The organism is Ruegeria sp. YKSF57 (genome assembly GCF_059612585.1).
Window position 1 is genome coordinate 1 of record NZ_JBXWQW010000073.1, and the last position, 14171, is coordinate 14171.

General features: G+C 59.0%; 14 protein-coding genes. 11 read left to right on the top strand and 3 right to left on the bottom strand.

Features of this window, described 5'->3' with window-relative positions; translation table 11 throughout:
- Positions 1–467: hypothetical protein (locus tag AC2FLX_RS20575; RefSeq protein ID WP_496875520.1), on the bottom strand; the 467-nt coding region annotated here is incomplete at its 3' end.
- A gap of 159 nt (positions 468–626) precedes the next feature.
- Between AC2FLX_RS20575 and AC2FLX_RS20580 the strand changes: the two genes are divergently transcribed.
- Genes AC2FLX_RS20580 through AC2FLX_RS20590 form a run of 3 tightly spaced genes read left to right on the top strand, consistent with a single transcriptional unit; the run spans position 627 to position 3678 of the window.
- Positions 627–1898 (top strand): alpha/beta hydrolase, encoded by a 1272-nt coding sequence (locus AC2FLX_RS20580; protein WP_480750230.1) that lies wholly within the window; start codon positions 627–629, stop codon positions 1896–1898.
- Between the two features lie 33 nt (positions 1899–1931).
- The gene (locus AC2FLX_RS20585) at positions 1932–2876 is read left to right on the top strand and encodes an ornithine cyclodeaminase family protein (RefSeq protein ID WP_480750229.1); all 945 of its coding nucleotides are present in this window, start codon (positions 1932–1934) and stop codon (positions 2874–2876) included.
- Positions 2877–2916: 40 nt separating this feature from the next.
- Entirely contained in the window at positions 2917–3678 is a 762-nt protein-coding gene (locus AC2FLX_RS20590) for a nuclear transport factor 2 family protein (RefSeq protein WP_496810594.1), read from the top strand.
- A 423-nt stretch (positions 3679–4101) separates the two neighbouring features.
- Here the strand turns inward: AC2FLX_RS20590 and AC2FLX_RS20595 are convergent, their stop codons facing one another.
- Positions 4102–5253, bottom strand: a complete 1152-nt coding sequence (locus AC2FLX_RS20595; protein WP_496807210.1) for a LysR substrate-binding domain-containing protein — start codon at positions 5251–5253, stop codon at positions 4102–4104.
- Here AC2FLX_RS20595 and AC2FLX_RS20600 point away from each other — a divergent pair.
- The 7 genes from AC2FLX_RS20600 to dacB all read left to right on the top strand — a co-directional run bounded on the left by AC2FLX_RS20600 (position 5194) and on the right by dacB (position 12604).
- Positions 5194–5679 carry a TRAP transporter small permease gene (locus tag AC2FLX_RS20600; protein WP_480750227.1) on the top strand — a complete coding sequence of 162 codons (486 nt, stop codon included), beginning with the start codon at positions 5194–5196 and terminating at the stop codon, positions 5677–5679. The genes AC2FLX_RS20595 and AC2FLX_RS20600 overlap by 60 nt on opposite strands.
- 2 nt (positions 5680–5681) lie before the next feature.
- Positions 5682–6980: a TRAP transporter large permease gene (locus AC2FLX_RS20605; RefSeq protein WP_496810595.1), complete on the top strand. Its 1299-nt coding sequence runs from the start codon at positions 5682–5684 to the stop codon at positions 6978–6980.
- A gap of 37 nt (positions 6981–7017) precedes the next feature.
- Complete coding sequence (dctP, locus tag AC2FLX_RS20610; RefSeq protein ID WP_496810596.1) at positions 7018–8010, top strand: TRAP transporter substrate-binding protein DctP; 993 nt, start codon at positions 7018–7020, stop codon at positions 8008–8010.
- Positions 8011–8086: 76 nt separating this feature from the next.
- Positions 8087–8398, top strand: a complete 312-nt coding sequence (locus AC2FLX_RS20615) for a (2Fe-2S)-binding protein (RefSeq protein WP_480750224.1) — start codon at positions 8087–8089, stop codon at positions 8396–8398.
- On the top strand, positions 8385–9782 hold the full coding sequence (locus AC2FLX_RS20620; protein ID WP_480750223.1) for an FAD/NAD(P)-dependent oxidoreductase: 1398 nt from the start codon (positions 8385–8387) through the stop codon (positions 9780–9782). Before AC2FLX_RS20615 ends, AC2FLX_RS20620 begins: the two co-directional genes overlap by 14 nt.
- Positions 9779–10894: an NAD(P)/FAD-dependent oxidoreductase gene (locus AC2FLX_RS20625; protein WP_496746749.1), complete on the top strand. Its 1116-nt coding sequence runs from the start codon at positions 9779–9781 to the stop codon at positions 10892–10894. The genes AC2FLX_RS20620 and AC2FLX_RS20625 overlap by 4 nt, the downstream gene beginning before the upstream one ends.
- A 231-nt stretch (positions 10895–11125) precedes the next feature.
- Positions 11126–12604 (top strand): D-alanyl-D-alanine carboxypeptidase/D-alanyl-D-alanine endopeptidase, encoded by a 1479-nt coding sequence (dacB, locus tag AC2FLX_RS20630; protein WP_496746750.1) that lies wholly within the window; start codon positions 11126–11128, stop codon positions 12602–12604.
- Positions 12605–12610: 6 nt separating this feature from the next.
- On the opposite strand, the gene AC2FLX_RS20635 is transcribed toward dacB, so the two are convergent.
- Entirely contained in the window at positions 12611–13033 is a 423-nt protein-coding gene (locus AC2FLX_RS20635; RefSeq protein WP_480750220.1) for a tellurite resistance TerB family protein, read from the bottom strand.
- A gap of 143 nt (positions 13034–13176) precedes the next feature.
- Here AC2FLX_RS20635 and AC2FLX_RS20640 point away from each other — a divergent pair.
- A partial coding sequence (locus AC2FLX_RS20640) for a S8/S53 family peptidase (protein ID WP_496875521.1) occupies positions 13177–14171 on the top strand: 995 nt, incomplete at its 3' end.

Here is a 14171-nt window from a genome sequence, read left to right on the forward strand (position 1 = left end):
TCATCATCCTGTAGGACCGGAGAAGCGAACCAGACCTTCGCCACTTCAAGATACTCGACACTCGACGATATTTCCGGGAGGGCGGTCTTTTTCGTGTTTCCGATGTTCAGGCAAAAATACTCGCCTTCAACGGGCGTCTTCCGGTCGAACTGGAACAGCCGGGTGGGATACAGCCCGCCTTGCCCAAGATCGAATTGACGCAAGACCTCTGCGCATTGCGAAGACACGACCCAAAAAGGGCCAACGCGAAACAGGTGTGGTTGGCGTTTATGTATCATGTCCTTGTAGTCGCCATACATCTCCTTGGCGAAGCTTTCCGGCGGCAACGGTTCACCCCTGTTAATACGATCCAGGATGTCGAACGAGAGTTCCTCGTCACGTAGTGTGATATCACTTGTAAAGAACTTGTAGATGCTCGAATCGAACCCCGCCAAGCTCGCCCAGATACTTGAATTCTCTTCTGACACTAATTTTCCATGCGATTACTATAACGAACTCTGCCCGACGATAGTTCAATCAAATCCGTCATTCAAACCAGACAATTCGTCTGATCCGACCACTACGTCAACGCGCGCTTTTTTCGACCCGGCAAATGTGCTGTAGTCCCTCACATGATCGGGGGAGATATGCGGCGCAGCAAGGGTATCAACAGATGGTTCACCGGCCTCTGCCTCACCTTGGCGTTGGGGGCCTGTGGAGAGAAATCCTATAACGAAATTGCCATCATGCCGCCGCCAACGGTTTATGAGGGCGGCACGCTTGATCCTTTCACCACCGCCACCGCGCGTCAAAAGGCCGAGCGGGCCAAGCTGTTCTATGCCACCGACCGCCGCGTCGCCGGACCCGATGACGCCTCGGATCATTATGCCAACGACCGTGGGATCGTGCTGCGCACCGGGACGGTGGATGTGGCGATGACCCCGCCTGCGGGCGATTGGGAGACCCTGCGCCGGATCTCGACCGGGCAGGACGACACCCAACGCACGCTTTCCGTCGTTTCGGCGCAGGAATTCGGGCCGATGTCGTTTTCCATCTCGGACGATACGGGGGAGGAGATCGACCCGGCCGAGGCCGCCCGCGCCGCGCGCGATTTTGCCCGCGCCATCAATCGGCAACTGTCGCTGTCGGGCAGTCGCGATGTGGTGATTTATGTGCACGGCTATAACGTCGATTTCGAATACCCCACGCTGGTGGCGCGCGAGTTGCAGCACTATCTGGGCTATCGCGGCGCTTTTCTCAGCTACAACTGGCCCGCCACGCCCAACCGTCTGGCCTATTTCCGCGACCTTGAGACCGCCAGCGCCACGCGTCGAAACCTGCGCGAACTGATCGAGTTCCTGACCACCCAAACGCAGGCGCGGCGGGTGCACCTGATCGGCTACAGCGCCGGATCGCGGCTGGTGTTCGAAGCCGCCTATCAGATCGCCCTATTGGATGACGGGCGCGCCCGGCTGGGGCAGGTGGTGCTGATCGGCAGCGACCTCGATCGGCTCTATTTTACCAACGCATTGGCCGACGGCCTGCTTGACGGCATGGACCAGTTGTCCATTTACATGTCCGGCAGCGATGCGGCATTGGGCATGTCCGAGTTCGTCTTTGGTCGGAACCGCCTTGGGCAAACGGCAGGGAACGAGGCTATGCCAGACTGGCTGAGGCAGAAATTGCTTGCCGAAAACCGCCTTGCCCTGATCAACGCTTCTGACGCTCCGGGGGCGGACGCGGGCAACGGGCACTGGTATTTCCGCTCGGCCCCCTGGGCCAGCAGCGATATCCTGCTAACCCTCAGCAGCGGCGCGCTGCCGGCATCACGCGGCCTTGTCCGGCCACGAGGCAGCGCGGTCTGGCAATTCCCGCAGGACTACCCCGACCGGCTACGCGCCCTACCGCTCCTCAACTGACACGCATCCCGACTTCAGGAGAGACCATCCGCCATGTCTGATACGCCGCTACCTTTTGACTATCTGTCCGACGCACACCTTGCCACCCTGAACATTCCCGCAAACGAGATTGCGGACTGTATCGAACAGGCCTTGCGGGATCAGGCCAAGGGGCAACTGTGGACCGCGCCCAAGGCGGCGATTATTCCCGGCGACGGGCGTTACGTGATGGCGACGCTGGCCGTCGCGGACGCACCGCCGGTCATTGCCGTCAAGGCGGTGATGGTCAGCCCAGACAATCCCGGGCGCGGCCTGCCTGCGATCAACGGCTCTATCATGCTGCTCGACAGCCAGACCGGTGCGTTGCGGGCGGTGACTGATGCGGGATGGGTGACGGCGGTGCGTACAGCAGGTCTTAGCGCCGTGGTGGCGCGCCGATTGGCCAACCCCGCCTCGAAAACCGTGGCCTTTGTCGGCGTCGGGGTGCAGGCGCGCAGCCACATCGACGCCTTTGCCGAGCTGTTTCCGCTGGCCGAGGTGCGCGCCTTTGGCCGCACCCCGGCCAACGTCGAGGCGTTCTGCGACTACGCCCGCGGCAAGGGCCTGACTGCACAGGTCGCCACCAACCCGCGCAAGGCGTTGGAGGGGGCGGATATCGTCGTCACATCGGTTACCCTGAACTACGAGATCGAACCCTTTCTTGATGCGAACTGGCTCAAGCCCGGCGCCTTTGCGGCTGTCACCGACCTGGCCTTGCCGTGGCAACCCAGTGGGATGTCCGCCTTTGGCGCGATCTATGTCGATGACCAGCAGCAAGAGGCGGCGATGGAAAAACCGATGGTCGCACCCGGCCTGATCTCGGGAGATCTGTCTTCGCTGGTTGCAGGCATTACTTCGGACGGCTTCGATCCGGCGCGCCGGACCGCATTCGTGTTTCGCGGGTTGGCCATAGGCGATCTGGCCGTGGCCGCATTCGCGTATCAATGCGCGGCGCCCTAAAACGCCTGAAATCGCGAGACCAGCCGATGGGAAACACACTATGACCTTCAGCAACAAGGACAAGATCCGCGCTCTGCTCAAAAGCATCAAAACCGGCGATCCCGGACCTGTCGCCGTGGTGAACGAGAAGAAATACATCCAGCACAACCCGCAGACCCACGAAGGCAGCGAAGGGCTTGCAGCACTGTTCAAGCGGCTTTCCGAAACTTCGCCCCGCGTCAATGTCGTGCGCGCATTCGAGGACGGGGATTTTGTGTTCGGGCACACCGAATACGACTTCGCCACCTCCCGGGTCGGGTTCGAGGTGTTCCGCTTTGAGAGCGGCCAGGCGGTCGAGCATTGGGACAATATCCAGCCACGGCAAGGTCCCAACCGATCTGGCCGCAGCATGGTGGACGGCCCGGTCGAGGCCACGGATATCGATCGGACCGAGGCCAACCGCGATCTGGTCCGGCGCTTTGTCGATCATATCCTTATTGGCCGCAATCTCGCTGATCTGGTGGATTATGTCGATAACGCGTTGATCCAGCACAGCCCGGTGATGGATGATGGCTCAGCAGCCCTGCGCGCCGCACTGAACGAGCGCGCAGACGGCGCGCTTGCAATCCAATACTTCCGTAATCACCGCCTGCTCGCCGAAGGCAATTTCGTCCTGTCTGTCTGCGAAGGTTATCTCCGGGGCGAGCATACGTCTTTCTATGATCTGTTCCGGGTCGAAACGGGCAAGATTGCCGAGCATTGGGACACTATTGAAACCGTTCCACCCTGCGAGGCCTGGAAGAACGACAACGGCAAATGGTGAGTGTTAGCGGTTTTGACTGTCTATAGAAAACTGGTCTGACGGAGGGCCTGAAATTGTATTGATGACAAGACACGCTGTCATTGCCGCGTTTCCGGCGTTTCTCGCACCTCGCGCTCGGCCTGCACACGTGCTTTGAACTTGCCCAAGATGACGTCCAATATGCGGAGCCGCGGACGGCCCGGTGATGCGCCCCTCCTTGAGTTGCCTGATCCGCACTGTGCTTATTGACGGAAATCGCAGATGCCTATGCGTCTCATGACTGGATAGGTTTTCACCCGTTTTTTATTGCTGGCTTGGGAGTAAAAAGCGACAGCGGATTGCCAGTGATCCGCCGCCTTGTACGTGTGTCACAATTCACCCGACCGGGGACCCTTGGAAACAAGTTTCCACGCCATCGCTCAGACTGCGTGCCAAACTTGGCCATCATGGTTTTGCGGCACATTCCAGGTCGCGGTCGGAAAGCATATTTCCTATTTGTTGCAGTTCTGTGGCTAGCTGGTCGACAAACGCTGCCGCCAATGCCGAAGGCGGCCGGTGGGCGGGTTGCAGAATTGAAACTGCCAATGAAACTCGTGGACGAAAAGGCCGGAATACAACTGGCCTGACGACGGGGTGAGCAAGAAAATAACCGGCGGCTGTTATCGGATCACATACACAATAGCACAAACCCTTCTCAACAAGGGCGAACGCAGGGTTGAATGTTCGCAGTTCGAAACGGTGCACAAACTCCGCCTTTTGCGACTTGAAAGCAGATTGAGTGGCCAGCAGGTTCGGGTGCCCTTGCTGAAGCGCGGCCATCGGTTTGCCCGACAGCGCCCGGGCTTCAATTGCTGGCATGCGTGCCAACGGGTCGTCCGCCGGTAAGGCACAAACGCATTCGAGATCGAAATCCCGTGTAATCAGGGCAGGCGAAGGTGAAGGTGTTTCCGCCAGGCCAATGTCGTATTGCTGCGAGGATATCCACTCTTCAATGACGGAGGAAGCGCGCATCATCAGTGACGCGCTCACATCGGGCTTGTCGGCCAGAAACCGGGCGAGCAATTGGGGCATCAAAAGGCTGGAAGCCGCCGGCATGCAGGCAATGTTAAGACGGCCCTTTGTCAAAGCACCGATTTCACGCATTGTTCGCGTGGACAATGCCAGTCGGTCCAAAATGGCTTCGGCCTCGTCAGTGAAGTATCGAGCCTCGGGTGTTGGAACCATCTTGCCCCGCTGTCTGTGAAACAGGGCGATTTGCATTTCAGCCTCCAGATTCGCGATCAAGGCGCTAACGGCGGGTTGTGTGCGCCCCATCGTCCGCGCTGCTTCGGTGACAGAACCGCTGCGCATGACTTCTCGAAAGGCCTGAAGCTGGCGAAAGCTGATATTCATGGGCGTTGATTTTCCTGATATTTGCTTGAAGATATAAAGTAACTTTATTCTATTATCAATTTTATCGTTTTGACTTGATGATCTGTACTCGCAAGGTTCGCCCCCACGGAAGCACAGAATGCGCTTCGCGTTACGGAGGGGGAGATGGACCGTTTTTCGAGTATAGTTCTGACAGCGCTGATCTGTCTGGTGGCTCTTGGTCAATTCGTGCAGGTGATCACCCGTTATGTGCTGGAAATTCCAGTGATGGGGCTGGAAGAAAGCCTGCTTTATCCGACGCTCTGGCTTTATATGCTTGGGGCGGTCAACGCGTCACGCGAGAACACACATATCCGGGCCAATGTGCTTGAGATCTTCCTCAAGACCGAACGCCAGCACAAGATTCTCGCCATCGTAGGCGAGATCATCAGCCTGATCGTGGGGCTGTGGCTGACCATGTGGGCGTGGGACTATGCAAAATACTCGATTCGAGTCTGGCGCGAAAGCCCAACGCTGTATTTGCCGACCTTCTATGTCGATATCGCTCTGTTTGCAGGGATGGTGTTGATGATGCTGTTCACAGTCTGGCACCTGGCGATGCATCTCAAGGCTGTCCTTTCGCCCGATTTCACTCCGCAAAAGGACTCCTGAACATGATTGAGATTGCTCTTTTTGCGGTGCTGGTTCTGGTCATTCTGCTGACACTCGGTGTACCGCTGCCTTACTGCTTTGGTGCCGGGTTGATGGTGATGTATTACGCCGGCGATGTGGTGATGAAAGGCAATATGCTTTGGGGATTCCAGCAACTGGGCAACCCTGTTCTGTTGGCCATCCCGTTGTTTGTACTGGCCGGAACGATCATGAGCGTATCTGGTATCGCTGCCAGCTTGCTGAACTTCGTGAACATCTTCATCGGTCACCTGCGTGGTGGTCTGGGCGTCGTTGCAACCGTGTCCTGCGCGCTGATCGGGGCGATTTCCGGCTCGGGCTTGACCGGCGTTGCCGCCATCGGCCCGCTGCTGATCCCCGAGATGGAAAAACAGGGCTATCCTCGCGCATACGCAACCGCCTTGATCGCCAACGCGTCTCTTTTGGGTCTGTTGATCCCGCCTTCGGTGACAATGATCGTTTATGGCTGGGTCACGGACACCTCGATCCTTGCCTGCTTTCTGGCCACGCTGGGCCCCGGCCTGCTGATCATGACGAGCTTTTCGATCGTCAACATTCGCATGGCGCGCAAGTTTCCGTTGCAACTGAACGAACCGCTGAAAGGGCAGGAGTTCGTTTCCGAGGCCACGCAGCGCGGCCTGAAAGCCACACCTGCGCTACTGATGCCAGTTATCATTCTTGGTGGCATCTATGGCGGCATAATGACCCCGACCGAAGCTGCTGCGGTAGCTGTAATCTATGCGATCCCTGTGGGTTTTCTGATCTACAAAGGACTGGATATGCGTACCTTTTTGGGTGCGGGCAGGGAAGCCGCCACATCCGTCGGCGCCATCATGCTGATGATCCTGTTCTCGATGATCCTCAGCCAGATGTTCGTTCTGGAAAGCGTGCCGCAGGCGATTGTGCAGGCGATCTTCTCGATCACTGAAAACAAGGCGCTTCTGCTGATCCTGATCAATATCCTGTTGTTTCTGGTCGGCATGGTCGTCAATGACGTCACCGCCATCATCCTGATCGCGCCACTGCTTCTGCCGTTGATGCAGGCCATCGGCGTCAGTCCGATCCAGTTCGCGGCGATCATGGGCGTCAACACGGCCATGGGCGGCGTGACGCCACCCTATGCTTCGATCCTCTACCTTGGTGCACGTATCGGACAGGTCCCTGTGACCCGCGTGATCCGTCCTGCCATGACTCTCATCCTGCTGGGCTATCTGCCGGTGGTGTTCCTGACCAGTTTCTGGCCGGACCTGTCGATGTGGCTGCCCCGCTTCTTTGGCTACTAAGCCGCAAATTTCATCACTCACGGAGGAGCAAAACCCAATGATGAATTTCCTGAAGTCCACGGCGATGGTCGCCGCCGTACTGGCCACCGCCGGCATCGCCGCCGCCGATACTCTGAAGGTCAGCCATATTCGACCTCAAGGTGCGACTATCGACAACGAACTGCGCGCTTTCGCCGAAGAGTTGAAGACGGCGACCGACGGTTCGCTGGAACTCAATCTGTTCCCGGCCTCGGCGCTTGGCGACTATACCTCTGTTCAGGAACGGATTTCAGTTGGCGCCATCGACATGGCGGTGCAGCCTGCCGCGACTGCCGTCGATCGCCGCATGCAGATTTCGGCCTTTCCATATGTCGCTGCAAACTGGGCCGAAGCGAAAAATATCTACGGGCCCGGCGGCGCGATCTATGACGCGATGAAAGAGCTCTATGCCAAGCAGGACATCACCATGCTGGCCGCCTATCCGGTGTATTTCGGCGGTGTCGCGCTGAACACCGAAGCGGTCGATCCCGGCAACCCGACCTCGGCCAAGGGTATCAAGGTGCGTGTGCCCGGTATCAAGAGCTTCCAGCTGACCGCCGACGCGCTTGGCTACATCTCCTCGCCGATCCCCTTCTCCGAGGCCTTCACCGCCGTGCAGACCGGTGTGGTTGACGGCGTCGTCGGTTCGGGTGCCGAAGGCTACTATGCCTCGTTCCGCGATGTGACCACCACCTATGTGCCGGTGAACACCCACTTCGAGGTCTGGTATATGATCATCAACACGGAAGCCCTGGCCAACCTCAGCGACGCAGACCGTGCAGCGTTGGAGATTGGTGCCAAGGAATTCGAAGCGAAACGCTGGGAAACCGCCGAGGCCGACCAGTCTGCGTTTGAGCAGAAGCTGGCCGACAATGGCGCCACCATCGTCAAATTGAGCGATGAAGAACTGGCCGCAACCGCCGCTCATGTGCGCGAAGCGGTCTGGCCGCAGGTCCTGGAAGACGTTGGTCAGGAATGGGGCCAGTCCATTCTGGACAAGATCGGCAACTAGGGGCCCTCAGTCGCTCGTCGGGAAAAGGGCCGTCTCCCAGCCCTTTTCCCTTTTCATGCATAAAACGGAGCCTCCCATGTTTCAGTCGCTGCGTCAGCCCGATGGCGTACGGGTCCGAATTGTTGTGAACGGGCGTGAGGTCGAGGCCGTGCCGGGACAGTCGGTCTGGTCGGCCATGGCTCTGGACGGCCAGACCGTGACACGGCATGCCGCATTGTCCGGTGAAATGCGCAGCGCCTATTGCGCCATGGGTGTGTGTTTTGAATGCATGGTCGAAATTGACGGTCTTCCCAATCAGCAGGCCTGCTTGCGGCAGGTGGCCGAGGGGATGGTGGTGACAACGCAAAATATTACCGAAGAGTCCGAGGTCGGCGATGCGGGCGTTTGATTGCGCGATCATCGGTGCTGGTCCTGCTGGCATGGCAGCAGCCATTCGACTGGCGGAAAGCGGTGCCAATGTTGCTGTTTTAGATCGCGCATCGCGGCCTGGCGGCCAGATCTATCGGTCCGTCGCCGATAGCCCGTTACCGGAAGCAAGCCTGTTGGGCGCGGACTATACTGACGGGGCTGGCCTTGTCGCCGCGTTCGAGCGCAGTTCCGTCACTTATTGCGCGAGGGCGGATGTCTGGCACGCGGGCGATGACGGTCGAATTCTGTTTTCACAAGAAGGCAAAACCAAGGAACTGAATTGCCGCGAGATGTTGCTTTGCCCCGGAGCGATGGAACGACCGATGCCAATTCCCGGATGGACCCTGCCAGGTGTAATGACCGCAGGTGCTGCACAGGTGATGCTGAAATCGGATGCAATGGTGGCCAATGGCGCAATCTTCGCAGGTTCCGGCCCGCTACTTTATCTGATCGTCGCGCAATATCTGCGGCTTGGTGTGCCGGTGGTGGCATTGGTCGATACCACTCCACGCGATCATTTCCTTGAGGCACTTCCACGTTTGCCTCGGGCCTTGCGCAGCTTTCCAATGCTGCAAAAGGGGATTGGGCTGCTGCGCGAGATACGGCGTAGCGGTATCCGAACATTTCGCGGTGCGCGTGATCTTTGCGTACTGGGTGATCAGCGGGCATCGGGCCTGCGTTTCTCCAGCGGAGGAGGTAGCCGCGAGATTGCCGCCGGCACCGTTTTTCTGCACCACGGAGTGCAGCCGAACCTGAACATAACCCTCGCGATGGGATTGAAACATCGCTGGAATTCCGACCAGCTTTGTTGGCAGGTCGATACAGATGCCTTTGGCCAAAGTTCGGTGCCACATGTTTCCGTTGCAGGCGACGGCGCGGGCATCATTGGCGCCGACGGCGCGCGTCTGGCGGGTCGTCTGGCGGCGCTCAACATCCTGTGCCGGTTGGGTCTGTTGTCGGAGCCGCAAAGAGACCGCGCGGCAGCTCCGGATCTGGCCGCGTTGGCCGTACTGCGCCCCTTCCGTGCCTTCATTGACAAGCTTTATCGCCCGTCGAACGCGTTGCGCCTGCCACAGGACCCGGACACACTTGTCTGTCGGTGCGAAGAGCAAAGCCTCGCCCAACTCCGGGCGGGGTTTGATCTGGGCGCGCGTGACCCCAATGCCTTGAAATCATTAACTCGATGCGGGATGGGGCCGTGCCAGGGCCGTCAATGCGGTCATACCGTGGCGGGGCTGCTGGCAGAATGGCGCGGGGCGCCACCGGAAGACGTGGGTTACTATCGTTTGCGCAGCCCGCTGCGTTTGCTGACCCTCGACGAACTCAGCCATTTTGGCACTCTTCAGGCGAAGGGCAGCAAATGAAAGCGGATGTTCTGATTGTTGGGGGTGGCATTCAGGGGTGCGCTACCGCTTTTCATCTTGCCCGTTCCGGCGTGTCTGTCATCGTCGTTGAAAAGGACTATGTCGGTCGGCATGCATCTGGCGTGAATGCGGGCGGTGTCCGGCTATTGGGTCGCGACATGGCCGAAGTGCCGCTGTCCATAGCCTCGATGATGATGTGGCAGACATTGGATGAGGAACTTGGCCATGACACCGGGTTTCGCCGCCAGGGCCTGATCAACATTGCGGCGGACGACGCCGACATGACCAAGCTTCGCATTCGTGAAGACAAAATGCGCGCAGCGGGTTTTAGACACGAGCGGATCATTTCCCGCCAGGAGTTGATGGATCGTTTGCCGAACGTAAACCCGGATTGTGTCGGAGGGGCGACGTCAGATTTTGACGGTTACGCCATCCCTTACAAGGCGACCAGCGCTTTCCGTTTGCGCGCGGAACACCTTGGTGTCCGATTTGTCGAAGAAGAAGAATTGCTTGGCTTGCGTCGTGTCGGTGACGTCTGGCTGGCGCAAGGGTCAACCATTCGATTCGAAGCCGATACTGTCGTCAATTGTGCCGGAGCATGGGCCGACCGTATCGCTTTGATGATTGGCGACAACGTTCCGCTTAGCCATGCCGCGCCGATGCTGATGATCACGGCGCGTATGCCGCAATTCGCCAAGCCGGTTGTTGGGGCGGTCAGTAGACAGTTGAGTTTCAAACAGTTTGAAAACGGCACCGTCCTGATCGGGGGTGGGGCTAAGGGGTTTGCCGACCGTTCTGCAAACCGCACTCGTCTAGATTATTCCAAACTGGCCGAGGCTGCCCGAACCACGGCGGAGTTCTTTCCGATCATGCGCCGCGCCGCGATCAACCGCATGTGGGCTGGGTTGGAAGCGTATATGCCAGATAACTTGCCGGTAATTGGAGCTGCGGTGAATGCTGATCGCGCGTTCCACGCCTTTGGGTTTTCGGCCCATGGATTTCAGCTGGGTCCCGTGATCGGCAAGGTCATGTCGGATCTGGTTCAGACAGGCAAATCGGAGTTTCCGCTCGATGCTTTCCGAATCGACCGTTTTGACCGAAAGGTCTTGTGAGGTGGTTTCGAATTCTGCATCTTGCGCCACGCGATCATGGCGGTGCTAAAGCCACGCGATAGTCATGCCGACGTGCTGAATAACAACATCATTCTGTCACAACCATACAATGCCGTCGCAAGCGAAAAATGAGTGGCGCCCCTTAGAAACCTGTCGACAAATTTACCCGAGCGCGAGAAAATCTGTATGGGGCTTCTTGTCTGGCGGCTAACTCTGCGATTCAATTGAGACATGTTTGATCAGATTTCTCGTCGTGCATTTCTGACCGGTTTGGGGGCGGCGCTGAGTCCGGTTGCCGGGTGGGCAAAGGCTCCGGAAGCATCTCTCAGGCCGCAGGTGCGAACAGGTGTGGTGAGTGAGTCCGAGCGGATCATCCGAGCGGCTGGGTTGCCTGGGGATGTGGTCTTTGCCGTGGCCGATGTGAAAACCGGCAGACATCTGGAAGCAGTGGGCGCAGGCAACGGACTGCCGCCGGCGAGTGTGGCCAAGGCATTGACCGCGCTTTACGCGCTGGACGTGTTGGGGGCGGAGCATCGGTTCGAGACACGGCTGATCGCGGACGGGCCGATGGAAAACGGCATCCTCAAGGGGGATCTGATTCTAGTTGGCGGCGGAGACCCCTTGCTGGACACTGAGGCGCTTGCAAACCTGGCGGTGAACTTGCGGGAGGCCGGGCTGCGGGAAGTGCGCGGGGCTTTCAGGGTATATGACGGCGCGTTGCCCTTTGTGCATACCATTGATCCGGAACAGCCCGATCATGTCGGATACAGCCCGGCGGTGAGCGGCATCGCGCTGAACTTTAACCGCGTGCATTTCGAGTGGAAACGTGGCGCCAAAAGCTATGACGTGACCATGGATGCCCGCACCGCCAATTACCGGCCGCGCGTGGAAATGGCAAAGATGTCCGTCGCCGATCGGAACCTGCCCGTTTACACCTATGAACCCGGCGTGCGGGTCGACAACTGGACGGTGGCCAAGGGCGCTCTGGGCAAAGGTGGCGCGCGGTGGCTGCCGGTGCGCAAGCCGGCATTGTATGCGGGCGAAGTGTTTCAGACATTGGCGCGGGTCAACGGACTTGTTCTGGGCCGGGCGGAAGTTGTCCGTACCGTGCCCGAGGGTACAGTTCTGGCCACGCATCAGAGTGCGCCACTGCAAAAAATCCTGCGGGGAATGCTTAAATACTCGAACAACCTGACCGCCGAGATGGTAGGGATGGCTGCCACGGTGGCGCGGGGCGTTACGCCCGGTGACCTGCAGGATTCTGCGTCAGAGATGAACCAGTGGGCAATCGGGAAATACGGCGCCTTCCGGACGCAGATGGTGGATCACTCCGGTTTGGGAGGCGCTTCTCGCATGGCGCCGGGAGATCTGGTGCGGGCCCTTGTGGCTGCGCGCAAAAGCAATCTGTTGCGGCCCTTGCTCAAGCAGTTCGCCCTGAAGGACAGCAAGGGACGCCCAATCAAGGGGCATCCCGTCAGGGTCGATGCCAAGACAGGCACGCTGAATTTCGTGTCTGGTCTGGGCGGCTTCGTGACAACTGCGGGCGGCACTGAACTGGCATTTGCCATTTTCACCGCCGACATCGCGCGGCGGGCGCAGATCCGCCGTGAGGATCGGGAGCGTCCGCCGGGCGCGCGGTCATGGAACCGGCAGTCGAGAAAGTTGCAACAAGCCTTGCTGGAGCGGTGGGGCAACCTTTACGGTAGTTGAGCGCGCTCAGACCAGATGCCGCGCCCGCGCGCCGCGTTCGATGGCGGCGGCATGCAAGCGGTCGATATTGAGCTCGTACCGTATTTCTTCGAGCAGGCGCAGTTCGGTTTCCGCCAACGTGCCGTCGGCGGCGGCCACGTCACAGGCCAGGGCATAGGCGGTTTCATTCAGCCGTTCCGGCAGGTTGTCGCGGATCAGGCCGAACAGCGCATCCAGCCCGTCCTCTTGTTCGAATAGGTCGAACACGGTTTGCGAAACCCGCTGCATGCGGTCGATATCGTATTCGGCAAAGATCGGCAGCATGTTTACGGCGGTTTGGATCTTGACCAGCTCGGCAGTGCGGATGTTTTCGTCGGAGGCGGACACCGCGACCATGATCGCCACGAGGCAGTCCTGCGGGGTCATCGGGTGGGGGGCTTGCTCGGTCATGGTGTCGTCCTGCTGAAATCCTTGGTTTCAGCGCAAGATACGGAGAGCGCCGATGCTATTCAACTCTTGCGCGCCGATATTTCGAAGAACACGTTTTTGGTGTATTATCGAAGTGTTTTTTTCAGGAAATTTGGAGGTAAGTCATGACTGGTGTGAATGTGTTATTGGAAATCGCCTCGGAGCGTCCGGACGCCTTGGAAATGCACGGTGCGGCAATGGATGCACCCAACGAGGCGGAGCGGCAGGCGGCTGAGCTTTTGGCAGATATCGGCGGCGCCGGAATCGAGTTTGAGGAAGGGTTCACGCCGGTGCCGATGTTTTCGCGCATCGACGAGGCAGTAAGCGCCGATTTCGTGGAGTCCGTGCAACCGACCCACAGGGAACTGGCGCCGACAAGTCGGACGGTGGTGCTGCCTGCGCAGATGAGCCGGGAGCGTCTGAGCGAGTTGCAGGGAAATCCGAACGTCAAGATCTGGCCCAATTCGCAACTGACGCTATATTCCGCGCGGGAGGCGATTGACGAGGCGCGCTCGGACAGTGGTGTGGATTGCCGGCCTTTCCGCAGCGCGGTGGAAATTGCCGTTTTGCGCGACCTGCTGGGGACAGACACGTTGTGGAGCAGCGGTTTTCGTGGGCAGAACATCATCGTCGGCATCATCGACGAGGGTGTGAACGGAGATGAGTATCCGGTTGTCGGAGGATTTGCCCGCCCCGGGGCCGGATTGCAACCCGGCGCGGCGGCGATCAGCAGTCATGGCTCGATGTGCGCAGCGGATGTTCTGGTGGCGGCGCCGGCGGCGCGGATCTATGACTATCCGTTCCTCGGTGTTCCAAACTCGGGTGGTGCGTTGCAGATGTTCCAGGCGGTTCTGGATCAGTGGAATAATGATGGAACGCCGCAGATCACCAACAACTCTTACGGGTTTACCGGCGTGCCGAACCCGGCGCATTTTCCCAATCACGAAGTGCACGACATCAATCACCCGGTGCACCGCAAGGTGCGCGAGGTGGTGTCGGCAGGCGTGGCCTGTTTCTTTGCGGCGGGAAATTGCGGGCAGAATTGCCCAAGCGGCAATTGCCATTCCTCGGGTGTCGGGCCGGGCGTGTCGATACATGCATCCAACAGTCTGGCCGAAGT

Excerpts from the sequence above, each read along its gene's own strand:
- AC2FLX_RS20605 (WP_496810595.1), top strand. The coding sequence starts at position 5,682 with ATGATTGAGATTGCTCTTTTTGCGGTGCTGGTTCTGGTCATTCTGCTG.
- AC2FLX_RS20580 (WP_480750230.1), top strand. The coding sequence starts at position 627 with ATGCGGCGCAGCAAGGGTATCAACAGATGGTTCACCGGCCTCTGCCTC.
- AC2FLX_RS20585 (WP_480750229.1), top strand. The coding sequence starts at position 1,932 with ATGTCTGATACGCCGCTACCTTTTGACTATCTGTCCGACGCACACCTT.
- AC2FLX_RS20625 (WP_496746749.1), top strand. The coding sequence starts at position 9,779 with ATGAAAGCGGATGTTCTGATTGTTGGGGGTGGCATTCAGGGGTGCGCT.
- AC2FLX_RS20620 (WP_480750223.1), top strand. The coding sequence starts at position 8,385 with ATGCGGGCGTTTGATTGCGCGATCATCGGTGCTGGTCCTGCTGGCATG.
- AC2FLX_RS20635 (WP_480750220.1), bottom strand. The coding sequence starts at position 13,033 with ATGACCGAGCAAGCCCCCCACCCGATGACCCCGCAGGACTGCCTCGTG.
- AC2FLX_RS20590 (WP_496810594.1), top strand. The coding sequence starts at position 2,917 with ATGACCTTCAGCAACAAGGACAAGATCCGCGCTCTGCTCAAAAGCATC.
- dctP (WP_496810596.1), top strand. The coding sequence starts at position 7,018 with ATGATGAATTTCCTGAAGTCCACGGCGATGGTCGCCGCCGTACTGGCC.
- AC2FLX_RS20600 (WP_480750227.1), top strand. The coding sequence starts at position 5,194 with ATGGACCGTTTTTCGAGTATAGTTCTGACAGCGCTGATCTGTCTGGTG.
- dacB (WP_496746750.1), top strand. The coding sequence starts at position 11,126 with ATGTTTGATCAGATTTCTCGTCGTGCATTTCTGACCGGTTTGGGGGCG.
- AC2FLX_RS20615 (WP_480750224.1), top strand. The coding sequence starts at position 8,087 with ATGTTTCAGTCGCTGCGTCAGCCCGATGGCGTACGGGTCCGAATTGTT.